Origin of the sequence: Streptomyces sp. NPDC048506 (assembly GCF_040651315.1) — a bacterium.
Taxonomy (GTDB): Bacteria; Actinomycetota; Actinomycetes; order Streptomycetales; family Streptomycetaceae; genus Streptomyces.
Map to the genome: position 1 here is coordinate 31,542 of NZ_JBEZIX010000061.1, position 21,266 is coordinate 52,807.

Sequence of the window (21,266 nt, forward strand, 5' to 3'; positions counted from 1 at the left end):
TCAGGGGTTGGAGGTGGTGGCGGAGCCCGGGGCGTCGCTGTCGGGCAGCACGGCGGCGTGCATGGGCAGCACGCCGGTCTTCTTGCGCTGGACGAGCCAGTAGTAGGTGAAGCCGCCGATCGCCACGACACCGATGAACAGGAAGGCACCCCAGCGCAGGTACCAGTGCTGCGGCCCGGTCGCGTTGTAGACCGCGGCGCGCGGCCACGCGAGGTTGAGGGACATCCCCATGCCCCAGAGCACCGCGAGGACGTTCACCGGCAGGCCGAACCTGCCGAGGGAGAACCTGCCGGGCACCGGGGTCCACTTCCCGCGCAGCCGCTGCACCAGCATCGGCAGGGTGACCGACAGGTACGCCAGATAGATCATGATGATCGCGATGCTGGTGATCACCGAGAAGATCTGCGGCTGGTTGACGTTGAGGACGAGGATGCCGATCGCCACCAGACCGATGATCACGGCCGGCAGCACCGGCGTCTGGAAGCGCGGGCTGACCTTGGCGAGCAGCGCGGAGGCCGGCAGGTTGTTGTCCCGGGCCATCGCGAACGCCAGCCGGATGGCCGCGGTGTGCACCGCCAGCTCGCACACCGTGATCGCGATCACCACGCACCAGAGCACGATCTGCCCCACGGTCGAGCCGAGCGTGGTCAGCACGACGTACTGGAGACCGTCCACGGACAGCTCCTTGGCGTGCAGGTCGGGCACGGCGAGCAGCGCGAACAGCAGGATCAGCCCGCCGATGAGGAAGGACGCCACCAGCGCCCGCAGGATCGCCCGCGGCGCATTGCGCGCCGGGTCCTTGGACTCCTCGCCGAGCGACGACGCCGTGTCGAAGCCGTACATGACGTACGCGGAGGCCAGCGACGCGGTCAGGAACGCACCGAAGTAGCCGAGGGTCTCGCCCTCGCCCAGGCCGAAGGTGTCGGTGATGGCAGCGGGGCCCCGGGTGATGTGCGCGGCGAGCAGCACCACCAGTACGACGGCGGCGATCAGCTCGATCGCCACACCGGCCGAGTTGATCCGGGCCATCAGCTTCACCCCGAACGCGTTGACCAGGGTGGTGAAGGCGACGAGGACGATGCCGAGCAGCACGGCGTTGGCGGCGGCCGACTTCCCGGTGCCGTCGCCGATGAACTGGAACCACGACGAGATCTGCGGCAGCGTCACCTGGTACGCCAGCGCCACCGCGGACAGCGACACCATGGACGCGGTCAGCATCATCCAGCCGCCGAGCCAGCCGATGTGCGGCCCGCCGAGCTGCTTCGCCCAGTTGTAGATCGAGCCGGCCACCGGGTAGCGGGCGGCCAGCTCGCAGAAGCACAGCGCCACCATCAGCTGCCCGACGAAGACCATCGGCCAGGACCACCAGTAGGCGGGGCCGCCGTGGGCCACGCCGAAGTAGAACAGCTGGAAGGTACCGGTGAGGATGGAGATGTAGCTGATGCCGGCGGCGAAGGTGTGGAAGTTGCCCAGGGTGCGCTTGAGTTCCGGTTTGTAGCCGAGTTCGGCGAGCGACTCGTCGTCGTGCGGGGTGTCGGTCCCGCCGTCGGAGCGGGAGGTCTCCGGGCCGGTCACTCGAACCACCGCTGCGGCCGCGGCGCGGTGTTGCGCCAGACGTGCTTGGCCTCCTGGTACTCCGAGAGCCCCGCGGGCCCCAGCTCCCGCCCGATGCCCGACTGCTTCATCCCACCCCACTCCGCCTGCGGCACGTACGGGTGGAAGTCGTTGATCCACACCGTCCCGGCACGCAGCCGGGCGGCGACCCGGTGCGCCCGCTCGCTGTTCTGCGTCCACACCGCCCCGGCCAGCCCGTACACCGTGTCATTGGCGAGCGAGACCGCCTCGTCCTCGTCGCGGAAGCGCTCGACGGTCAGCACCGGGCCGAACGACTCGTCCCGCACCACGGACATGTCCGGGGTGCACTCGTCCAGCACGGTCGGCAGGTAGTAGAAGCCGTTCGACAGCGACGGGTCGTCGGGCGCCGAGCCGCCGCAGAGCAGGATGGCGCCCTCGTCGAGGCCGGCCGCCACATACGCCTCGACCTTGGCGCGGTGCTCGGCGGAGATCAGCGGGCCGGTACGGGTGTGTTCGTCGAACGGCCCGCCGAGCCGGATCCGCTGGGTGCGGGAGACCAGCTCGTCGACGAACGCGTCATGCAGTTCGTCCTGGACGAGCAGCCGCGCGCCGGCCGAACAGACCTGCCCGGAGTGCAGGAAGACCGCGGTGAGGGCGTAGTCGACCGCGGTGTCGAAGTCGGCGTCGGCGAAGACGATGTTCGGGTTCTTGCCGCCCAACTCCAGGGCGATCTTCTTCACCGTGGGCGCCGCGGCGGCCATGATCCGCCGGCCGGTGGCCAGACCGCCGGTGAACGACACCATGTCCACCCGCGGATCCTCGGTCAGTGGCGCGCCCACCAGCGGGCCGGTGCCCAGCACCAGGTTCGCGGTACCGGCCGGCAGCCCGGCCTCCTCCAGCAGCCGCATCAGGTGGATCGCGGTGTGCGGGGTCAGCTCGCTGGGCTTCAGGATGAACGTGTTGCCGGTGACCAGCGCGGGCGCGACCTTCCACGCGGTCTGCAACAGCGGATAGTTCCAGGGCGTGATCAGCGCACAGACACCGACCGGCTCGTGCCGCACCGTGCTGTCGGTCTCCGCGATACCGGTGTCCACCACCCGGTCGGAGCCGCCGGCCGCACCCAGGTTGCCGAAGTAGCGGAAGCAGTTGGCGATGTCGTCCATGTCGTACGCGCTCTCCACCAGCCGCTTGCCGGTGTCCAGCGACTCGGCCTTGGCCAGCGTGTCCTTGTCGCGCTCCAGCAGTTCGGCGACGCGCAGCACCAGCCGGCCGCGCTCGGCCGCGGGCGTGCGCGGCCAGGAGCCGTCGTCGAAGGCCGTACGGGCCGCGGTGATGGCCGCCGCGGCGTCCTTCGGCCCGCCCTCGTCCACGGTGGCGACCAGCGTGTTGTTCGCCGGACAGCGGATCTCGCGCACCTGCCCGTCGGCCGCTGCGGTCCACTGACCGCCGATGAACAGCTCCGGCATGGTGGTGCCTCCGGTTCCGGGCTCGTACGGGGCGGCAGTGGCGGGCGCGGTGCCTGGCCGGCGGCGCACCGCCGCCGGACCTCGGTGACGATCACTGCACCGAGCGTAAGGCGGCCGCTGCGGGTCCGCACGGTGCGAGGGCCCGGGGGAGAGGGAGGGCGCGTCGGGTGGGGCCGATGGGGTGACGGCGGGCGCCGGCGCGACAATGGGGGAATGTCGTCCACCCAACCGGAGCCGTACCCGGTCCCCGATGTCGCCGCGTACCTCCGTGGCTCCTGGCGCATCGAGCGGACGGTGCACGATCTGCGGGCCGGCGCGGAGGGCGGCTTCCGGGGGACCGCCGCGTTCCGCCCCGCCGCGGCCGGCGACGCCGGGGAGCGGACGGTGCCGGCGGGCGCGCTGCTGCACATCGAATCCGGGCGGCTGACCTGGAGCGGTACGGACTACCCCGCGCACCGCGTCCTGCACCTGTGCCCCCGCTCGGACGGCACCGCCGAGGTCCGCTTCGCCGACGGCCGCCCCTTCCACGACCTCGACCTCCGCACCGGCCGGTGGACCGCTGTCCACCCCTGCGCCGAGGACCGCTACGAAGGGACCTTCACCGCCGTCGCCGCCGGCGCCTGGCACCTGGAGTGGCGGGTCGCGGGCCCGGCCAAGGAGCAGCTGCTGCGGTCGGTGTACCGACGGGACGGGTGAGGCCCGGCCCGCCGGCCCGGGCGCTCAGCCCGCCGGCTTCTGCGCCCGCAGCGCGTACAGCAGCGGAATGATCGGCTCCGACGGGGGCAGCCGCCACCAGCCGTTGTCGGCCGGCACCATCGACGCGAACCGCTTCCAGGGCAGCAGCTCGGTCTCCCGCACCTGCTGGACGGTCAACCCCGCGCCGACCACGGCGGAGATCACCTCCCCGAGCCCGTGCCGCCACTCGTAACTGGTGGTGGCCCCGGCCACCGGCGGGCCGTCGGTGTACGTGTGCGGGGTGTCGCTCCTGAGGGGCCCGCGTCCCGCCAGGTAGTCGTGACGGAGCAGAAGGTCCTGCCGGTCGGGCTCCGGTGTGGGCCCCAGGGCGTCGAGCAGCGGATGGAACTCCACCAGGTACAGCGTCCCGCCGGGCCGCAGCAGCGCGCCGACGACGTCCGCCCAGGCGGCCAGGTCGGGGAGGTAGCACAGCGCGCCCTTGCCGGTGTAGACCACGTCGAACCGGCTGCCGCCCAGCGCCGACACGGCCTGGTGCACGTCAGACCGGACGAACTCCACCTCCCGTCCCGCCGCGGCGGCGAGCCGCCGGGCCTCGGCGACGGCGACGGCGGAGAAGTCGAGCCCCACGGTGCGTGCCGCGCCCCGATCGGCGAACGCGGCCGTCTCGGTACCCAGGTGGCACTGGAGGTGCAGCACCTCCCGCCCCGCCAGATCACCGAGATCCGCCCACTCGAACGGCGCGAACCAGTCCTCGGCGGTGCGCGAACCGTCCAGCCCGTAGAACGCGCTGGCCACATGGATCGGGGTACGGGCATCCCAGTTCGCCTGGTTGGCCCGGATCATCTCCTCGACGCCGGGCGCCGCCGGCGCCGCCCGCCCCTCGGCGCCCCCACCCCGCCCGGAGCCCGCCCCGCTCGTCCCGGCACTCGCCTCACTCATCTCCGCGGTCATCCACCCCTTCTACCGTCGGGACGCAGCCACCACCAGAACCGACGGCCGGTCTCGGCCCACCCTGCCGTACGACGGACGCGACCCTCCCCCGCGAGAACGTCGCCAGTCGGGGTGCCTGCCGCGCGAGGTCGTCGTCCTCGGTGGCCACGATGCAGTCGATCCGGCGCTCGCTCCACAGCCGCGCGAACAACTCGACGATCCCCGCGCGGGCCGCGCCGGACAGGCCCGCGGTCGGCCGGTCCGCCAACAGCACCGCCGGCCGCTTCACCAGCGCCCGCGCCAGCGCCACCCGCCTCCGCTCACCGAGGTCCAACTCCCCTGGTACGCAGTCGAGTTGGCTGCCCAGTCCGACCTCCTCCAGGGTCGTCGCGGCCAGCTCCCGGCAGTCGGCCGGACGCAGCCGCAGCGGCAGCAGCGCGCTCGCCACGTTCTGCCGCGCGGTGAGGCCGGGCCAGAGCTCCGAACGCCCCAAGAGGCCCGCGGACCCCGCCCCGCCGCCACCGCTGCCGCGCCCACTCCCGCCGAGGACCATGCCGATCGACTCCGCGCGGATCCGGGCCAGCCGGCACTCCGTCACCATGGCCAGATCCGTACCGTTGAGCACCACGCTGCCGCGGGTCGGCCGCTCCAGCCCGCCGAGCACGCGCAACAACGCGGACGTGCCCGACCCGGCCGGGCCCCGGACCACCAGACCGCCCCCGTCCTCGACGTAGAGCCCGACGCCGTCCAGCATCGGCACCGCGGCCCCGTCCCGGCCGCTCCGGTGGTACGTGGTCACGCCGGTCAGGTGGTACATGGTGCACGCTCCTCCTGGCCGCCGCACCGGGTGCGCGACGGGCCTTCGGTGACCGTAGGGGCACGGTGTGACCGGGCGCTGAGCGCCGGGTGAGAGGGCGATGAGAAGGGGGCTGACGCGGGGCGGGGGTCGGCGCGCGTCGGGTGCCGGGAGCCGCACGGTGCCGTGGCCCCGCCCGCGCCCCCGCCCGCGCCCCCGCCCGCACCCCCGCCCGCGCCTCCGCTCTCGCTCAACCCGCCGCAGCGGCCCGGCCGTTGACCGCAGCAACCCGGTCGCTCATCTGCAACATCCGTCACTCGGTGGGTATGTTGGACGCTGCGCCGCGTGGTCGTTCCGACACGGAACGGCGTCAGTGTGGTGCGCCATGGCTGAAGTGGCTGCCGATGCGACGGGAAAGTGTGGAATGAGCCAGGAGATCCAACCGCAGTCCAGCGCCGTCGATGTCACCGTCCCGAGCGTGGCGCGGATGTACGACCACTACCTGGGCGGCAAGGACAACTACGCCGTCGACCGCGAGGCCTGTGAAGAGCTGAGCAAGGTGGTGCCGAGCACCCAGGTGCTGGCGATCAACAACCGTCGCTTCCTCCAGCGGGTGGTCCGCTGGTTGGCCACCGAGCACGGGATCCGCCAGTTCGTCGACCACGGGTCAGGTCTGCCGACGCAGGACAACGTCCACCAGGTCGCTCAACGCGTGGACCCGGACGCGCGGGTCGTGTACGTCGACAACGACCCGATCGTGCTGGCGCACGGGCGGGCGCTGCTGGAGGAGAACGCCAACACGGTCGTGATCCAGGCGGACATGCGGGACACCGACGGGATATTCGACAGCCCCGAGGTGGAGCGGCTGATCGACTTCGACCAGCCGGTGGCCGCGCTCTTCGTGTCCGTACTGCACTGCATCCCGGACTCCAGTGACCCGGCCGGTCTGATCAAGCGGGTCGCCGACCGGCTGGCACCCGGCAGCTTCCTGGTGGTGTGCCAGTTGGTGAGCGAGGACAAGGCGACGCGCGACTTCGTCACCGAGTTCATGCGGGTGCAGACCCAGGGGCACTGGGGTCGGGTGCGGCAGCAGCACGAACTCGCCGGATTCCTGGACGGGTTGGAGGTCCTGGAGCCGGGTCTGGTGGAGGTCTCCACCTGGAAGCCGGATGCGGACATCGGCCCCAGGCAGCTCACTCAGGAGTGGATCGAGTACGGCGGGGTGGCGCGCACGTCGTAGTGCGGGACGTGCCGGGTCAGTTCTGCTCTGCGAGCAGCCGTTCCAGCATCGCCAGGGACTCGCGCGGCGATTCCGACTGGGCGCTGAGTCGGTCCATCACCGCGAGGTAGTGATCGACGTCATCGCGCTTGTCCAGGTAGAGCGCGCTGGTCAACTGCTCCAGATAGACGATGTCCGGCAGATCCGGCTCCAGGAACCGCAGGATGGTGATCGGGCCACCGGCCGCCGCCAGGCCGCCGAGGCTGAACGGTGCGACCTGAAGGGTGACGTTCGGCAGCTCGGCCATCTTCAGCAGATGTCTGAGCTGGTCCGCCATCACCGCCGCCCCACCGAGCGGCCGCCGCAGCGCGGCCTCGTCGATCACCGCCCACACCCGTGGCGCGTCCGCGAGCGTGAGCAACTCCTGCCGCTTCACGCGCAGTTGTACCCGCCGCTCGATCTCCTCGGGTGCCGAGCCCGGATGTCCGAGCTGTGCCACCGCCCGGGCGTACTCCGCCGTCTGTAGGAGGCCGGGCACGAACTGGACCTCGTAGGTGCGGATCACCGAGGCGGCCTCTTCGAGGCCGAGGTGTGTCTCGAACCAGCCGGGCAGCACGTCGCCGTACTGGTGCCACCAACCCGGACTGCTGGTCCGGCGGGCCAGCTTGAGGAAGTCGGAGCGGAGCGCGTCGTCCGTGACGTCGTAGAGCGTCAGCAGATCGGCGACGTCCCGCTCCTTGCAGCTGACCCGGCCGAGCTCCAGGCGGCTGATCTTCGCATGGGAACCGCGGATGGCGTCCCCGGCGGCCTCGCGGGTGATGCCCGCGGCCTCCCGCAGCCGTCGCAGTTGGGTGCCCAGCACGATCCGCAGGACGGTCGGGCCGCCCCGCGGATGGTCGAGGTAGCGGCGCAGGGAAGGACTGCTGCTCGACTGCGCGGCACTCATGCCGAAACCTCGCTTCGCTCGGCCCCGCATGCGCCTGGCGCGCACCTCGCAGTGGTTCGCTCGCGGCGCTCGCTCATCCTGACTCCCCTGAGTGGTCGGGCGAACGCCCAGTGTCCCATTGCCCCGATCGTACGTACAGCCGAGGTGACTACTCGATCGACATATGCGCCAATCGCGGTGGCATATGCGTCAGTCGCCTGCGACGAGGTCGTCGAAGTCGCCGTCCTTGGCGCCCTGGACGAAGGCCGCCATCTCGTCGCGGGTGTAGATCAGCGCCGGCCCCGCGGCGAACCGGGAGTTCCGGACCGCCACCGTGCCGTCCGAAAGAACGGCCAGCTCAACGCAGTTGCCGCTGGGGTTGCTGCGGCGACTCTTGCGCCAGACGGCGCCTTCGATACCGGTCGCCTGCATGCCGTTGGTCATCGACTCCATAACAGCTGCTCCCTTGCTGGAGGACACTCCTCAGACCGTTCCCGAGCCCGCGACCACGACGGCGTCAACGAGCCCCTGTGCCGCCGTCCTTACCGATGTACTTGCAGATGCACTTGCATCAACGGACGGTTGACGAGGATATTAGCTCTCCGAGGCACGTCGGCCCAGACCAGAAATCCTCTCCGCGGAGACGTTGATGACCGCACATCCGACAGAGACCGTGCACGATGCCCTTCGGGACGAACCGTGTGAGGAGACCTGGTGGATGCCCGGCCCCGACGGCTTCGCCGCCTGCGCGCTCAGCGCCTCGGCCCGTACGGTGACCGAGGCCCGCACGTTCACCCGGGCGACCCTCACGGGCTGGCGGCTCTGTCCCGGAGTCACCGAGGACACGGCCCTGGTCGTCTCGGAACTCGTCAGCAACGCGCTGCGGTACGGCACCGCGACGCGCGGGGGGAACGGGCCCGTCGGCTTTCCCGGCGCACCGGGCGGCTTCTGCCCGGCCTGGCTCGCCCTGACCCGGCAGGACGGCGCCGTGCTGTGCGCGGTCTCGGACGCCGGCACCGGCGTTCCGGTCGTCAAGCCGCACGACCCGCTGGCCGAATCCGGGCGCGGGCTGCACATCGTCGACCGGCTGAGCGAGGACTGGGGCTGGACGCCACCGGACGGCTCGGGGAAGACGGTGTGGGCGACGGTGTCGCTGCCCCGCTGAGGCCCGTCGGCGACACGGGGCCGGGTGCCGGGGGCGGGTGTGTGACCATTCCAGGGTCGCCGTCGTCATCCGACCAAGGGCCCGTAGAGCCGATGGATCTCCTGTCTTTGCGTTACTTCCGGGCGGTCGCGCGCCGGGAACACATCAGCCGGGCCGCCGAGGAGCTCCGGGTGGCCCAGCCTTCGGTGAGCCGTACGATCGCCCGGCTGGAGGCCGAGTTGGGGGTGCCGCTCTTCGACCGGCAGGGCCGCACCATCCGGCTCAACCGCTACGGCGCCGCGTTCCTCGCCCGGGTCGAGCGGGCGTTGGGTGAACTCGACGACGCCCGCAGGGAGCTCGCCGATGCCGCGGGGCTCGACGGTGGCACGGTCACCGTCGCCGCGGAGACCCTGCTTCCGTTCACCGAGCTGTTGGGCGGCTTCCGGGCGGCCCACCCCGGGGTGACCGTGCGCTGTTTCCAGTCCACGCCGGAGGTGATGCTCGAACAGCTGCGGTCGAGGGAAGTGGACCTCTGCATCGCCTCCCAGCCGCTGCCGGGACCCGGACTCGGCACGGTCCGGTTGCTGCGCGAAGAGGTGCTGCTCGTCGTGCCGGCCGGGCATCCGCTGGCCGACCGGGAGCGGGCGTCGGTGGCCGACATCGCCGACGAGCCGTTCATCTGCACCCGGCCCGGACACTGGCAACGCGCGCTGCTGGAGCAGCTGTTCGCGACCATCGGGCGGCGACCGGTGATCACCTGTGAGGGTGACGAGCCCGGTGCCACGCACTTCCTGGTCATGGCCGGCCTCGGCGTCGGCCTGATGCCCTCGATCGCCCGCACCGAGCTGGCCGGCGCGCCGTTGGCCTGGCTGCGCCTCGACACCCCGGACTGCGTACGGACCCTGAGCCTGGTCCGGCGTGAGGACGGCTACCTCTCCGCGGCCGCGCGGCGGTTCCGCGACCTGGCCGTCGCCCACTTCGCCGAGCGGGCACGACGGGCGCACACGGCGTAGGTGGACCGCGTCAGTCGTTCCCGCTCGGGCCGGCGAACGGGCCGGTCCCGTACGGGTGCAGCGCGATGGCGAGCTCCTGGACCGACGGGCAGTCCACCGACAGATGAGGGAAGTCCCTTGCGTTCGCGGCAAGTTGGCGGCGCACACCGTGCTGGCAGGCCTTGGCCAGCCGGTCGGCCTCGACGGCCGACAGCGCGACGCCGGGCCGCAGTTGGACGTGGATCACCGGGCGGGACTCCAGGTCGCCGCCCGAGGCCGGCGCCAGGCAGAAGTCCTCGATCAGCCCCGCCAGCGGATTGTCGTGGTACAGCCCCAGTGCGACGTCCTGCGTATCGATGACGGCCCCCATGGAAGATGCTGGAATCATCCCGCCCGTACGGTCATGCGACATACTCGGGGCCGGGCGCGGGGGCGTCATGAGCGCTGCTACTCAGGTGTGGAGATGAGTACCCCGGAGTGCCTCACCTCTGCGACGCGGCACCCAACTCCAGTACATACGCGTTGAGTTGGGTGCCGCGAGGCTGGCGGCCGGCGTTCCCGGAGTGGAACGGGGGTGCGGGGCGTACGCCGGATCGGCACCTGCCGCCGGGCGTCAGCCGTGGGCACCGTCCGCGAGCCCGAACGCCGCCAGCAGCCGCTCCGCCGCCAGCGTCGCGGTGAGCTCGCCGTCGCGCACCGCACGTTCGACCTCGGGGCCCAGCCGGCGGACCTCCGGATGCTCCTGGAGCCGGTCGATGAGCCGTTCACGGACCATCGACCAGGTCCAGTCGACCTGCTGGGTGCGGCGCCGCTCGGCCAGCGCCCCGGTGGATTCCAGCAGGGAGCGGTGCTGTTCGACCCGCTCCCAGAGCGCCTTCAGACCGGTGCCCTCGCGGGCGCTACAGGTCAGCACGGGGGGCGTCCAGACCGCGTCCGGCGGCTGCAACAGCCGCAGCGCGCCGGCCAGTTCGCGGGCCGCGGACCGGGCGTCCCGCTCGTGCGGGCCGTCGGCCTTGTTGACCGACACCAGGTCCGCCAGCTCCAGCACGCCCTTCTTGATGCCCTGCAACTGGTCGCCGGTCCGGGCCAGCGTCAGCAGCAGGAAGGTGTCGACCATGTTGGCGACGGTCGTCTCGGACTGGCCCACCCCGACCGTCTCCACCAGGACCACGTCATAGCCCGCGGCCTCCATCACCACGATGGACTCGCGGGTCGCGCGCGCCACACCGCCCAGCGTGCCGGAGGTGGGGGAGGGACGGACGAACGCCGCCGGGTCCGTCGCCAGCCGCTCCATCCTGGTCTTGTCGCCCAGGATGGAGCCGCCGGTACGGCTGGAGGACGGGTCGACGGCGAGCACCGCCACCCGGTGCCCCATCCCCGTCAGCAGGGTGCCGAGCGCGTCGATGAAGGTCGACTTGCCGACGCCCGGTACCCCGCTGATCCCCACCCTGCGGGCCGCACCGGAGTACGGCAGCAGCTCGATCAACAGCCGCTGGGCCGCCGCCCGGTGGTCGGGCCGGGTGGACTCGACCAGGGTGACGGCGCGGGCGATCCAGGCCCGGGAACCCGCGCGAACGCCCTCGGCGTACCGTTCGACATCGATCGTCGCAGGCATGACCCCCCGCTCAGAGCTCGTGGCCGAGTGCCGACGCCAGGTCCCGCACCAGATCGTGGGCGGCATCGGGGATCACCGTGCCGGGCAGGAAGACCGCGGCGGCGCCCATGTCGCGCAGCGGCTGGACGTCCTGCGGCGGGATCACCCCGCCCACCACGATCGTGATGTCGTCCCGCTCCTCGGCTGCCAGCGCCTCGCGCAGCGCCGGCACCAGCGTCAGGTGGCCCGCGGCCAGCGACGACACCCCGACGATGTGCACGTCCGCCTCGACCGCCTGGCGGGCGACCTCGGCCGGCGTCTGGAACAGCGGGCCGACGTCGACGTCGAAGCCCAGGTCGGCGAAGCCCGTGGCGATCACCTTCTGGCCGCGGTCATGGCCGTCCTGGCCCATCTTGGCCACCAGGATGCGCGGCCGGCGCCCCTCGGCGCGCTCGAACTCGGCCACCAGCGCCCGGGTGCGCTCGACACCGGAGGAGGGACCCGCTTCGTCTCGGTACACACCGGAGATCGTACGGATCTGGCCGGAGTGCCGCCCGTAGACCGTCTCCAGGGCGTCCGAGATCTCACCGACGGTCGCCATCGCCCGGGCCGCGTCCACGGCCAGCGCCAGGAGGTTGCCCTCAAGCCCCGTGCCCGGACCGGACTTCGCCGCCTCGGTCAGCGCCCGCAGCGCCTTCTGGCAGGCCTCCTCGTCGCGTTCGGCGCGCAGCCGCTTCAGCTTCTCGATCTGCTGGGCGCGCACCGCGGAGTTGTCGACCTTGAGGACCTCGATCTCCTCGTCGGTCTCCGCCCGGTACTTGTTGACGCCGATCAACGCCTGTCGCCCGGAGTCGATCCGTGCCTGGGTACGGGCCGCGGCCTCCTCCACCCGCAGCTTGGGGATGCCCGCGTCGATGGCCTTGGCCATCCCGCCGGCCGCCTCGACCTCCTCGATGTGCTGCCAGGCCCGCTTCGCCAGGTCGTGGGTGAGCCTCTCCACGTAGGCGCTGCCGCCCCACGGGTCGATGACCCGGCAGGTGCCCGACTCCTGCTGGAGGAACAGCTGGGTGTTGCGGGCGATGCGCGCGGAGAAGTCGGTGGGCAGGGCGAGCGCCTCGTCGAGCGCGTTGGTGTGCAGCGACTGGGTGTGGCCCTGCGTCGCCGCCATCGCCTCCACGCACGTCCGGGTGACGTTGTTGAACACGTCCTGCGCGGTCAGCGACCAGCCCGAGGTCTGCGAATGGGTGCGCAAGGACAGGGACTTGGCGTTCTTGGGGTCGAAACGCTGCACTAGCCGGGCCCACAGCAGCCGGGCCGCGCGCAGCTTGGCGATCTCCATGAAGTAGTTCATGCCGATCGCCCAGAAGAACGACAGGCGCGGGGCGAAGGAGTCCACGTCCATCCCGGCCGCCAGACCGGCACGCAGGTACTCCACCCCGTCGGCGAGGGTGTACGCCAGCTCCAGGTCGGCGGTCGCGCCCGCCTCCTGGATGTGGTAGCCGGAGATCGAGATGGAGTTGTAGCGCGGCATCTTCTGCGAGGTGTACGCGAAGATGTCGGAGATGATCCGCATCGACGGCTGCGGCGGATAGATGTAGGTGTTGCGGACCATGAACTCCTTGAGGATGTCGTTCTGGATGGTCCCGGCCAGCTTCTCCGGCGGTACGCCCTGCTCCTCCGCGGCCACGATGTAGAGCGCGAGAACGGGCAGCACGGCACCGTTCATCGTCATCGACACCGTCATCTTGTCCAGCGGGATGCCCGCGAAGAGCTGCCGCATGTCGTAGATCGAGTCGATCGCCACGCCCGCCATGCCGACGTCGCCGGTGACCCGCGGGTGGTCGCTGTCGTAACCGCGGTGCGTGGGCAGGTCGAAGGCGACCGACAGGCCCTTCTGCCCCGCCGCGAGGTTGCGGCGGTAGAAGGCGTTGGACTCCTCGGCCGTGGAGAAGCCGGCGTACTGCCGGATCGTCCAGGGCTGGTTGACGTACATCGTCGGGTAGGGACCGCGCAGGTACGGCGTGATCCCCGGGTAGGTGCCCAGGAAGTCCAGGCCGTCGAGGTCCGCCTCGGTGTAGAGCGGCTTGACGTCGATGCCCTCCGGCGTCTCCCAGGTCAGGTCCTCGACGCCCTTGCCGGTGGCCTCGGCGACGGCCGCGGCCCACTGCCCGGCGTCGGACGGGGTGCCGGCCGCGGTGGGGTCACCCAGCTCGATTCCGGTGAAGTCCGGGATGTGCACCATCACGCCACCTCCATGACGTCCAGGGCCGAGGACAGCACCTCGACCGCGTCGCAGCCCGCGAAGACGAAGGTGTCCACGCCGGCCGCTTCGAATTCCTCGCGGCGCCCGCCCGGTTTGCCGGCCAGCTGCACCCGCAGCGCGCCCGCGGACTTCAGCGCGGCCGCCACCGCCGTCGCCTGGTCGTCGTAGACCGCGTCGCTGGAACACAGACAGGCGATCCGCGCGCCGCTGCGGACGAAGGCCTCGGCCACCGACTCCGCGTCCACGGTCTCCTGGACGGTCTCGATGCCGCCCGCCTGGAAGAGGTTGGCCGCAAAGGTCACCCGGGCGGTGTGCGCCGCCACCGGGCCGAGGGCGGCCAGGAAGGCCTTCGGGCGGGCGTCGGTCGTCGCCAGATGCGCGTCGGAGCGCGACCGCAGCAGCTCGTAGGCGTCGTCGCGGCGCACCCGCGGCAGCCCTCCGCCGACCGGTGCCGGGGCCGGCTCGCGGTGCACGGGCTGCTCGGCGAGGTGCGGGAACTCGCTGACTCCGGTGATCGGTTCGCGGCGGTGCCGCAGGTCCTCGGTGCGGCGCTCCCAGGTGAGCGCCAGACGCTCGGCGATCGTTCCGGAGCGCAGCGCCGCGGCCTGACCGCCCGCGCCCTCGATCTCCTGGAAGTACGCCCAGGCCGCGCGGGCCAGCTCGTCGGTGAGGCTCTCCACGTACCAGGAGCCACCCGCCGGGTCGATCACCTTCGACAGGTGCGACTCCTCCAGCAGTACCGACTGGGTGTTGCGGGCGATCCGGCGGGCGAAGGCGTCGGACAGGCCCAGCGCCGCGTCGAACGGCAGCACCGTCACCGCGTCCGCACCGCCGACACCGGCCGACAGCCCGGCGACCGTGGTGCGCAGCATGTTCACCCACGGGTCCCGACGGGTCATCATCACCGAGGAGGTGACCGCGTGTTGGCGCTGTGCGGAGGCCTCCGGCGAGGCACCGCACACCTCGGCGACCCGCGCCCACAGCCGGCGGGCCGCGCGCAGCTTGGCGATGGTCAGGAACTGGTCGGCGGTGGCGGCGTAGCGGAACTCCAGCTGCCGGCACGCCTCGTCGATGCCGAGACCGGCGCCGGTCAGCTGCCGCAGATAGGCGACGCCGGTGGCCAGCGAGGCGCCCAGCTCCTCGGCGGCCGAGCCGCCCGCCTCGTGGTACGGCAGCGCGTCCACCGACAGCGCCCTCATCCCGGGTACGTCGGCGGCGCAGCGTCCGGCGAGCCGGGCGGCCGCCTCCAGCTGAACGCGCAGCTTGCTGTCGTCGCCGGTGCGGGCCAGCAGGCCGAGCGGGTCGGCGCCCAGACAGCCGACGGCCTCGCTCAACGGCGCGCCGGACGCCTCGTACAGCCGCAGCAACTCCTCGGCGGCCGGGGCGAAGTCGGCGCCCGCGTCCAGCACCACCGCGGCCAGGTCCAGGTAGACGCCCTTGAGGGTCTCCGCCAGGCCGGTCACCGGGACCCCGCCGTCCCCGACGGCCAGCCAGACCGAGGTGGAGCCGTTCTCCAGGTCGGCGAGGACCGCTTCGTTGGCGCGCCGGGGGTCGGTCTGCGCATGGCGCTGGCGTACGTCCCACCCGCCGACGGATGTGCCCTCGGGCCGGCCGGCCCGCACGAAGGGCGGGAAACCGGGGTGCCCCGGGGCGGCCGTGCCGTCCTCGGTGGTGTAGAGCGGGCGGACGCGGATTCCGTCCTGGAGATCCGTGGCGAGCACGTCCTCGGCGGCGGCACCCGTTGCGGCTGTGACGCCCGATTTGCGCAGCACGCCTTCGACGAGGCGCTGCCACTGCTCTCGGTCGGCTTCCGGGAAGGCGGCGGCCAGGGGGAGTTCGGGGGACTCGGCGGTCATGGCAGCAGGCTAAGCGAACGACCGTTAGCTGGAGCAGGGGCTCCAGCTGTGACGTTGCACTCGTTGGTCTCTCATCGATGTTCATATTTATGCGGTGGTGACCGGTTCGCTACGGTGGGCGCGGCACCCTCCCCAAGCTCTCAAGGAGCAGGGGGACCCCCAGAGGAGCGCGATGTCCAAGGCGCCGAGCCCCCGCACCACGACCGCCGCCGCGCTGCTCCTGGCCGCCGCCGTGCTCGTCGGGGCCCTACGGGGAGCCGACGCCCCGGACCCTGCCGGGCGCTGCACCGGGCGTCGGATCACCTCCTGGTCGGCCGATTCCCGGCAAACCGATGAATTCGCCCGGTACGGCAACGACAACGCCCGGGTGGACGACTGGACCGGTGGCGACGGCACCCACTCGGTGCGCCTCCCCGACGGCCGGACGCTCTGGCTCTTCTCCGACACCTTCCTCGACCGGATCCAGCCACCGCCCAACCCCCAAGGGGAGAACCGCCGTTGGCGCACCGCGGACAACGGGCGCCCCCCGTACCTCCGGCACAACTCCGCCGTGCTGATGTCCCGGACGGGCCGGCTGGAGCGCACCCTGACCGGCACCACCGCGACCGGCCCCGGCCCGTTCTTCCCCGACCCGGCGGACGGCGGCTGGCGCTGGCCGGTCCGCGCCCGCGTGGAGCCCCGTGCGCCCGGGGCCCGGGGGAAGGTGGTCCGGGTGCTGCTGTGGAACCGCGCCCCCGGAACCGGACCGTGGGTGTTCGGGGTCCCGCGCGGCACCGAGGTCGCCACCCTCTCGCTGCCCGACCTGCGCCTGGAGGGCATCCGGGACGTGGTCGGCCAGCGTGCCGTCACCGACCCGGGGCGGCGCGTCCTCTACGGTGCCGCCGCGGTCGACGACGACGGCTGGACCTATGTCTTCGGGGCCGACGACCCGCCGTCCGCACCGGGCTCCAGCGCCTATCTCGCCCGTGTCCCGGCCGGGCGGCTCGCGGACCGCGGTGGCTGGCGCTTCTGGGACGGTGCTCACTGGCAGCGACGTCCCGAGCGGGCGGTGCCGGTGCTGCGGGCCGGCGGCCGGCGCGCGGTCGGCAGCGCCTTCACCGTCGTCGCCGACGGCCCCTCGTGGGTGCTGTTCACCATGGACACCCAGGGCGGCGGCGCGGCCGGGATGCGGACCGTCACCAGCTACTGGTCCTGCGCGCCGCAGGGCCCCTGGCACGGCCCGAACGGCCACCTCACGCCGCCCCGCCCGCCCGCCGCCGACCCCGGGTACGTCGCCGTCTACAACCCCCAGGCCCACCCGGAGTTCACCACCGGCAAGGGCCTGCTGCTCAGCTACGACACCAACTGGCTCGGCCCGCCCGGCATCCCGCCCGACGCCCGGCTCAACGGCGACGTGGACCTCTATCGGCCCCGGTTCCTACGGGTACGGATGGCGCCGTCGGCGCGGTGAGGGGGATGCCGCCGGCTCCGCTCAACTCCCGTGCCGCTCCCGCCACTCACCGGCCAGCCGGTCGATGTCGAACGGGACGAGGTTCAGCGGCGGCCCGTCCAGCGGGGTGCGCAGCGCCGCCTCGATCCGCTCGTTGAGCGCGGTGAGGATGCGGCGCAGCGCGGCCTCGGTCGGGGCGTCGGCCGCCGCCTCCAGGGTGTCCTCGGCCTCCTTGCGCAGGGCGAGGCTCGGCGGCAGGCAGGAGAGGTGCTCCCGGCTCATCTTCTCCTTGATCCACCACATCGCGTCGTACGGCCGGTCGAGGTGGGGCAGGGGCTTGCCGGCCCCGGGCAGGTCGGCGAAGTCGCCGCGCTCCGTCGCCTCGCGGATCTGTTTGTCGACCCAGGTCTCGAAGGTGACGCCGGGTGGTTTGCGCTCGGTCATCGCGGTCTCCCAGGGTGCGCCTGTCTGTCAGCCTACGCCCGAGTCGCCCGAGAGGGTGCCGCCACCGGACGTGCCGGTCGGGCTCGGCTGGACCACCGGGAAGGCGTTGTTGCCGCCGCACACCATGGGGCCGACCCGGACCGTCTCGCCCACCAGCGTCACCGCGACCTTCTCCGGCGCCCGGTTGCCGGGCACCCGGGCGTTGGCCGCGGTGCACACCAGCTGGTTCATCGAGGCGGAGTCCAGCAGCTTGACGTTCATCGGCAGGGTGATCACGACCTTGCCCTCGCCGGTGGTGACCGTCAGCGGGCCGGGGAACTTCGGCAGCACGCTGGACAGGCCGCGCATCCGCTCGGCGTGGTTCGGGCCCTCCATCAGCAGTTGGAGGGCCTGCTCCGGGTCGACCGCGGTCTTCGCCGGGCGGGTCGCCGAGCGCAGCCCGGACGGCCCGTAGAAGAACAGCTGGATGTCGGCCGCCGGCTGGCCCGGCGACTTCACACCGGTCGCGGGTTCGCCGGCGTCGATCACATCGGTCGGCGCGATGCCGCAGCCGGCCAGTGCACCGGCCAGTGCACCGGCCAGTGCGCCGCTGGCCACGCCGCCGAGCAGCCGTCGCCGGACCCGCTCCGCACGCCGATCGTGCGGGGTGTCCATCGCGGTCATCCGTCGTTCTCCTTCCCGGCGTCGGCACCTGCCGTGCTGTCCGTCCCGTCCGTCTCCGTTCCGCCGCCCGGCTCGTCCGGCCGCAGCGGTAGGTCCACCGTGAAGACCGCGCCGCCCTCGGGGGCGTTGGCGGCCCGCATCGTCCCGCCGTGCAGCCTGACGTTCTCCATCGCGATGGCCAGGCCCAGACCGCTGCCCTCCGAGCGGGCCCGGGCGGAGTCCGCCTTGTAGAAGCGCTCGAAGACGTGCGGCAGGACCTCGGGGTCGATGCCGGGGCCGCTGTCGGAGATCTCGATCAGCAGCCGGTCCGCACCCGGCTCCGGTGCGTGCAGCAACACCCGGACCGGCTCACCGCCGTGGTGCAGCGCATTGCCGACCAGGTTGGCGACCACCACGTCCAGCCGCCGTGGATCGAGCCTGGCCCGTACGTCGTCCGGCAGCTCCGCCGTCACCCGCTTCTGCCAGGCGCGGGCCTGAAGCGTCTTGCGGATGGTCTCGGCGACGTCCACCTCGTCCAGATGGAGCGCCGCGGCTCCGGCGTCGAACCGCGAGACCTCCATCAGGTCCTCCACCATCCGCGCCAGCTTGCCGGTCTCCTGGCTGATCAGCCGTACCGCGGAGGCGGTGTCGGGGTCGAGGGAGTCGGCGTCCTCGTCGAGCACGTCGGTGACCGCGGTCATCGCGGCCAGCGGCGTGCGCAGCTCGTGCGAGACATCGGCCGCGAACCGCCGGGAGTTGGCCTCCAGGCGGCGCAGCTCGGCCATGCTCTCCTCCAGCCGGGCCGCCATGTCGTTGAACGTCCGCGACAGATCGGCGAGTTCGTCGCCGCCCTTGACCTCCAGCCGGGTGTCCAGCTTGCCCTCGGCGATCCGCCCGGCGGCCTGCCGCAGCCCCCGTACGGGCCGCAGCACCCCGCGCGCGGCGAGCAGCGCCGGGATCACCGCGAGCATGAGCACCGGCAGCGCGCCCCGCTGCGCGGCGCTCACCAGCGCCTCGACGTTGGCCTCCTCGGCGCTCAGCGGCAGCTGGGCATAGACCGACAGTGCCGAGGCCTCGCCGTCCGACTGCCGGACCGGCATCCCGATCAGCAACCAGGGGTCGCCGCCCCGGTCGATGCGTTGGAAGGCCGGCACATGGCGCTTCTCCACCGACGCCTTGAGCTCGGCGGGTATGGCGACGCTGCGCCGGAGCCCGCCCTCGTCGCTGTCCGGAACACCTCGATAATGCACCGAAATATCCCATTCGCGGGACTTTCCGGAGCGCTCCAACTGGACCCGGAAGTTGTCCAGGTCCGCCTGGGTCGGCGGCACCGTGAGCTCCGGCGCCAGCGAATTGACCTGGGCCCGCAGATCGTTGACGGCGATGTCCTGGGAGCGCTGGAGGATGGCGTTACGGGCCTCGCGGTAGGTCAGCAGCGCAGTGGTCAGCGCGCTGACCGCGGCCACCACCAGGAACCCCACCACGAGCCGGGCCCGCAGTCCGCGCAACAGCGTGCGGGACGGCACCCGGCGGCCGAGGCGGCTCACAGGGGTCCGAAGCGGTAGCCGAAGCCACGCACCGTCTGTACGTACCGGGGGCTGCGCGGGGTGTCCTCTATCTTCGTCCGCAGCCGCATGACGCAGGCGTCCACCAGCCGCGCATCGCCGTGGTAGCTGTGCTCCCAGACGTGCTCCAGCAGTTGCTGGCGGCTGAAGACCTGCCCCGGGGTCGCGGACAGGAACAGCAGCAGCTTCATCTCCGAGGGGGCCAGCGCCAGGTCCTGGCCGCCCTTGGCGACGACCAGACCGGCCCGGTCGATGGCCAGTTCGCCGTATGTCTCGACCGGCGCGGGCCCGGGCTCCGCGGCCGCCGGCGCGCCGTCGGCGGGCAGCGCGGTACGGCGCAGCACGGCACGGATGCGCGCTTCGAGGACCTCACCGCGGGCCGGCTTGACGATGTAGTCGTCCGCCCCGGCCTCCAGCCCGAGCACCACGTCCAGGTCGTCGCCGCGCGCGGTGAGCATGATGATCGGCAGCTGCCGCTCGGCCCGGATCAGCCGGCAGATCTGGAAGCCGTCCTTGCCGGGCAGCATCAGGTCCAGCAGCACGATGTCCGGGCGGAACACCGGAAGGGCCGTCAGCCCCTCCTCGCCGCTGGCCGCGGCCGCCACTTCGTGGCCGCGCCGCCGTAGCGCAAGGGTCACCCCGTCCCGTACGGCGGCGTCGTCCTCGATCAGAAGTACTCGTGGCATGGGTCCAGTATCAATAAGTTTCATGATGGATCGGTAACAGGAGCAGCCTGCCCGACCCGAGGTGCATCTGTCGTGGTGGAAGGCGGCGGGCGCACGCAACGCCCGTCTCCGTCCGGTACGGACAGCGGCGCGGAATGAGGGATGGGGATCGGGATGGCTCGGCGCTTCGGCATTGAGGGCGGCATCATCGGAGTGGTGGCGGCGGCGGTGGTGTCGCTGGGGATCGTGGGGGCGGTCGCCTCGGGCCAGCTCGGTGGCACCTCCTCGGCCGAGGCGGACACCATCCACGCCAACCAGCAGGTTCAGCGGGCGCCACGGGTCGCCCCGGTCGACCCGTCCATCGTGCACGCCTCGGACCGCCCCGGCCGCAGCCTCAACATCACCATCGACGACGGCCCGGACCCGGTGTGGACCCCCAAGGTCCTCGAGGTGCTCAAGAAGCACGACGTCAAGGCGGTCTTCTGCATGATCGGCCCGCAGGCCAAGGCCCACCCCGAGTTGGTCAAGCAGGTCGTGGCCGCCGGGCACAAGCTCTGCGACCACACCGTCAGCCACAACACCGGCATGGACCACCAGTCGGAGAGCTACCAGTCCCAGCAGATCCTCGACGCACAGAAGATGATCGAGGACGCGGCGGGCGGCGCCAAGGTCGAGTACTACCGCGCCCCCGGCGGCGCGTTCACGCCCTACAGCCGCAAGCTCGCCGCCGACCACGGCATGCGCCCGCTGGGCTGGAACGTCGACAGCAAGGACTTCGAGGGCTGCGGCGTCGAGACGATCGAGGCGACGGTGCGCGGCGAACTCCGCAACGGGCCGACGGTCCTCTTCCACGACGGCGGCGGCAACCGCGCCCGGACGGTCGAGTCGCTGGACCGGCTGCTGCCCTGGATGAAGCTCCAGGGGTACGGGTTCGGCTTCCCGAAGCGGTGACGGGCGCGTCGCCCTCGTACAGAAGGCCGTCGCCCCGGGGGTGCCCCCGGGGCGACGGCCTTCTGCGTACGGCTTCTGCGTACGGCTTCTGCGTACGGCTTCTGCGTACGGCTT

The 21,266-nt window shown here is 72.1% G+C and carries 20 protein-coding genes; 6 read left to right on the plus strand and 14 right to left on the minus strand.

The window, feature by feature from the left end:
• Together AB0C96_RS36210 and AB0C96_RS36215 are read right to left on the minus strand one after the other, a co-directional pair.
• The gene (locus tag AB0C96_RS36210; RefSeq protein WP_362923608.1) at positions 1-1,575 is read right to left on the minus strand and encodes an amino acid permease; all 1,575 of its coding nucleotides are present in this window, start codon (positions 1,573-1,575) and stop codon (positions 1-3) included.
• Positions 1,572-3,041: an aldehyde dehydrogenase family protein gene (locus AB0C96_RS36215; protein WP_362923610.1), complete on the minus strand. Its 1,470-nt coding sequence runs from the start codon at positions 3,039-3,041 to the stop codon at positions 1,572-1,574. Before AB0C96_RS36215 ends, AB0C96_RS36210 begins: the two co-directional genes overlap by 4 nt.
• 213 nt (positions 3,042-3,254) lie before the next feature.
• Between AB0C96_RS36215 and AB0C96_RS36220 the strand changes: the two genes are divergently transcribed.
• On the plus strand, positions 3,255-3,737 hold the full coding sequence (locus AB0C96_RS36220; protein ID WP_362923612.1) for a DUF6314 family protein: 483 nt from the start codon (positions 3,255-3,257) through the stop codon (positions 3,735-3,737).
• A 24-nt stretch (positions 3,738-3,761) separates the two neighbouring features.
• On the opposite strand, the gene AB0C96_RS36225 is transcribed toward AB0C96_RS36220, so the two are convergent.
• The gene (locus AB0C96_RS36225) at positions 3,762-4,580 is read right to left on the minus strand and encodes a class I SAM-dependent methyltransferase (protein WP_362923641.1); all 819 of its coding nucleotides are present in this window, start codon (positions 4,578-4,580) and stop codon (positions 3,762-3,764) included.
• 88 nt (positions 4,581-4,668) lie between these two features.
• Positions 4,669-5,484, minus strand: a complete 816-nt coding sequence (locus AB0C96_RS36230; protein ID WP_362923613.1) for an ATP-binding cassette domain-containing protein — start codon at positions 5,482-5,484, stop codon at positions 4,669-4,671.
• A gap of 403 nt (positions 5,485-5,887) precedes the next feature.
• On the opposite strand from AB0C96_RS36230, the gene AB0C96_RS36235 reads away from it, so the two are divergent.
• On the plus strand, positions 5,888-6,703 hold the full coding sequence (locus tag AB0C96_RS36235) for an SAM-dependent methyltransferase (RefSeq protein ID WP_362923615.1): 816 nt from the start codon (positions 5,888-5,890) through the stop codon (positions 6,701-6,703).
• Between the two features lie 16 nt (positions 6,704-6,719).
• Here AB0C96_RS36235 and AB0C96_RS36240 read toward each other — a convergent pair whose 3' ends face one another.
• Together AB0C96_RS36240 and AB0C96_RS36245 are read right to left on the minus strand one after the other, a co-directional pair.
• The gene (locus AB0C96_RS36240) at positions 6,720-7,628 is read right to left on the minus strand and encodes a helix-turn-helix transcriptional regulator (RefSeq protein WP_362923617.1); all 909 of its coding nucleotides are present in this window, start codon (positions 7,626-7,628) and stop codon (positions 6,720-6,722) included.
• Between the two features lie 189 nt (positions 7,629-7,817).
• Positions 7,818-8,060, minus strand: coding sequence for a DUF397 domain-containing protein (locus AB0C96_RS36245; protein WP_362923642.1), 243 nt, complete (start codon positions 8,058-8,060; stop codon positions 7,818-7,820).
• A gap of 265 nt (positions 8,061-8,325) precedes the next feature.
• On the opposite strand from AB0C96_RS36245, the gene AB0C96_RS36250 reads away from it, so the two are divergent.
• Together AB0C96_RS36250 and AB0C96_RS36255 are read left to right on the plus strand one after the other, a co-directional pair.
• Entirely contained in the window at positions 8,326-8,772 is a 447-nt protein-coding gene (locus tag AB0C96_RS36250; RefSeq protein WP_362923618.1) for an ATP-binding protein, read from the plus strand.
• 92 nt (positions 8,773-8,864) lie between these two features.
• A complete protein-coding gene (locus AB0C96_RS36255) occupies positions 8,865-9,764 on the plus strand; it encodes a LysR substrate-binding domain-containing protein (protein ID WP_362923620.1) in 900 nt (299 codons plus the stop codon).
• Positions 9,765-9,774: 10 nt separating this feature from the next.
• On the opposite strand, the gene AB0C96_RS36260 is transcribed toward AB0C96_RS36255, so the two are convergent.
• The 4 genes from AB0C96_RS36260 to AB0C96_RS36275 all read right to left on the minus strand — a co-directional run bounded on the left by AB0C96_RS36260 (position 9,775) and on the right by AB0C96_RS36275 (position 15,456).
• Positions 9,775-10,113 (minus strand): coenzyme f390 synthetase, encoded by a 339-nt coding sequence (locus tag AB0C96_RS36260; protein ID WP_362923622.1) that lies wholly within the window; start codon positions 10,111-10,113, stop codon positions 9,775-9,777.
• Positions 10,114-10,356: 243 nt separating this feature from the next.
• Positions 10,357-11,358 (minus strand): methylmalonyl Co-A mutase-associated GTPase MeaB, encoded by a 1,002-nt coding sequence (meaB, locus tag AB0C96_RS36265; protein WP_362923623.1) that lies wholly within the window; start codon positions 11,356-11,358, stop codon positions 10,357-10,359.
• Between the two features lie 10 nt (positions 11,359-11,368).
• Positions 11,369-13,579, minus strand: coding sequence for a methylmalonyl-CoA mutase (scpA, locus tag AB0C96_RS36270; RefSeq protein ID WP_362923644.1), 2,211 nt, complete (start codon positions 13,577-13,579; stop codon positions 11,369-11,371).
• Entirely contained in the window at positions 13,579-15,456 is a 1,878-nt protein-coding gene (locus tag AB0C96_RS36275; RefSeq protein ID WP_362923625.1) for a methylmalonyl-CoA mutase subunit beta, read from the minus strand. The genes scpA and AB0C96_RS36275 overlap by 1 nt, the downstream gene beginning before the upstream one ends.
• 172 nt (positions 15,457-15,628) lie before the next feature.
• Here AB0C96_RS36275 and AB0C96_RS36280 point away from each other — a divergent pair, with 172 nt between their 5' ends.
• The gene (locus AB0C96_RS36280; protein ID WP_362923627.1) at positions 15,629-16,906 is read left to right on the plus strand and encodes a DUF4185 domain-containing protein; all 1,278 of its coding nucleotides are present in this window, start codon (positions 15,629-15,631) and stop codon (positions 16,904-16,906) included.
• 21 nt (positions 16,907-16,927) lie between these two features.
• Here the strand turns inward: AB0C96_RS36280 and AB0C96_RS36285 are convergent, their stop codons facing one another.
• Genes AB0C96_RS36285 through AB0C96_RS36300 form a run of 4 tightly spaced genes read right to left on the minus strand, consistent with a single transcriptional unit; the run spans position 16,928 to position 20,222 of the window.
• Entirely contained in the window at positions 16,928-17,329 is a 402-nt protein-coding gene (locus tag AB0C96_RS36285; RefSeq protein WP_362923629.1) for a DUF1992 domain-containing protein, read from the minus strand.
• A gap of 27 nt (positions 17,330-17,356) precedes the next feature.
• Complete coding sequence (locus AB0C96_RS36290; RefSeq protein WP_362923631.1) at positions 17,357-17,992, minus strand: hypothetical protein; 636 nt, start codon at positions 17,990-17,992, stop codon at positions 17,357-17,359.
• On the minus strand, positions 17,989-19,518 hold the full coding sequence (locus AB0C96_RS36295) for an ATP-binding protein (RefSeq protein WP_362923633.1): 1,530 nt from the start codon (positions 19,516-19,518) through the stop codon (positions 17,989-17,991). Before AB0C96_RS36295 ends, AB0C96_RS36290 begins: the two co-directional genes overlap by 4 nt.
• Complete coding sequence (locus AB0C96_RS36300) at positions 19,515-20,222, minus strand: response regulator transcription factor (RefSeq protein ID WP_362923634.1); 708 nt, start codon at positions 20,220-20,222, stop codon at positions 19,515-19,517. The genes AB0C96_RS36295 and AB0C96_RS36300 overlap by 4 nt, the downstream gene beginning before the upstream one ends.
• A 153-nt stretch (positions 20,223-20,375) precedes the next feature.
• Between AB0C96_RS36300 and AB0C96_RS36305 the strand changes: the two genes are divergently transcribed.
• Positions 20,376-21,152 carry a polysaccharide deacetylase family protein gene (locus tag AB0C96_RS36305; RefSeq protein ID WP_362923636.1) on the plus strand — a complete coding sequence of 259 codons (777 nt, stop codon included), beginning with the start codon at positions 20,376-20,378 and terminating at the stop codon, positions 21,150-21,152.
• Positions 21,153-21,266: the final 114 nt, after the last annotated feature.

Excerpts from the sequence above, each read along its gene's own strand:
- AB0C96_RS36215 (WP_362923610.1), bottom strand. The coding sequence starts at position 3,041 with ATGCCGGAGCTGTTCATCGGCGGTCAGTGGACCGCAGCGGCCGACGGG.
- AB0C96_RS36220 (WP_362923612.1), top strand. The coding sequence starts at position 3,255 with ATGTCGTCCACCCAACCGGAGCCGTACCCGGTCCCCGATGTCGCCGCG.
- AB0C96_RS36225 (WP_362923641.1), bottom strand. The coding sequence starts at position 4,580 with ATGATCCGGGCCAACCAGGCGAACTGGGATGCCCGTACCCCGATCCAT.
- AB0C96_RS36230 (WP_362923613.1), bottom strand. The coding sequence starts at position 5,484 with ATGTACCACCTGACCGGCGTGACCACGTACCACCGGAGCGGCCGGGAC.
- AB0C96_RS36235 (WP_362923615.1), top strand. The coding sequence starts at position 5,888 with ATGAGCCAGGAGATCCAACCGCAGTCCAGCGCCGTCGATGTCACCGTC.
- AB0C96_RS36240 (WP_362923617.1), bottom strand. The coding sequence starts at position 7,628 with ATGAGTGCCGCGCAGTCGAGCAGCAGTCCTTCCCTGCGCCGCTACCTC.
- AB0C96_RS36245 (WP_362923642.1), bottom strand. The coding sequence starts at position 8,060 with ATGGAGTCGATGACCAACGGCATGCAGGCGACCGGTATCGAAGGCGCC.
- AB0C96_RS36250 (WP_362923618.1), top strand. The coding sequence starts at position 8,326 with ATGCCCGGCCCCGACGGCTTCGCCGCCTGCGCGCTCAGCGCCTCGGCC.
- AB0C96_RS36255 (WP_362923620.1), top strand. The coding sequence starts at position 8,865 with ATGGATCTCCTGTCTTTGCGTTACTTCCGGGCGGTCGCGCGCCGGGAA.
- AB0C96_RS36260 (WP_362923622.1), bottom strand. The coding sequence starts at position 10,113 with ATGGGGGCCGTCATCGATACGCAGGACGTCGCACTGGGGCTGTACCAC.
- meaB (WP_362923623.1), bottom strand. The coding sequence starts at position 11,358 with ATGCCTGCGACGATCGATGTCGAACGGTACGCCGAGGGCGTTCGCGCG.
- scpA (WP_362923644.1), bottom strand. The coding sequence starts at position 13,579 with ATGGTGCACATCCCGGACTTCACCGGAATCGAGCTGGGTGACCCCACC.
- AB0C96_RS36275 (WP_362923625.1), bottom strand. The coding sequence starts at position 15,456 with ATGACCGCCGAGTCCCCCGAACTCCCCCTGGCCGCCGCCTTCCCGGAA.
- AB0C96_RS36280 (WP_362923627.1), top strand. The coding sequence starts at position 15,629 with ATGTCCAAGGCGCCGAGCCCCCGCACCACGACCGCCGCCGCGCTGCTC.
- AB0C96_RS36285 (WP_362923629.1), bottom strand. The coding sequence starts at position 17,329 with ATGACCGAGCGCAAACCACCCGGCGTCACCTTCGAGACCTGGGTCGAC.
- AB0C96_RS36290 (WP_362923631.1), bottom strand. The coding sequence starts at position 17,992 with ATGACCGCGATGGACACCCCGCACGATCGGCGTGCGGAGCGGGTCCGG.
- AB0C96_RS36300 (WP_362923634.1), bottom strand. The coding sequence starts at position 20,222 with ATGCCACGAGTACTTCTGATCGAGGACGACGCCGCCGTACGGGACGGG.
- AB0C96_RS36305 (WP_362923636.1), top strand. The coding sequence starts at position 20,376 with ATGGCTCGGCGCTTCGGCATTGAGGGCGGCATCATCGGAGTGGTGGCG.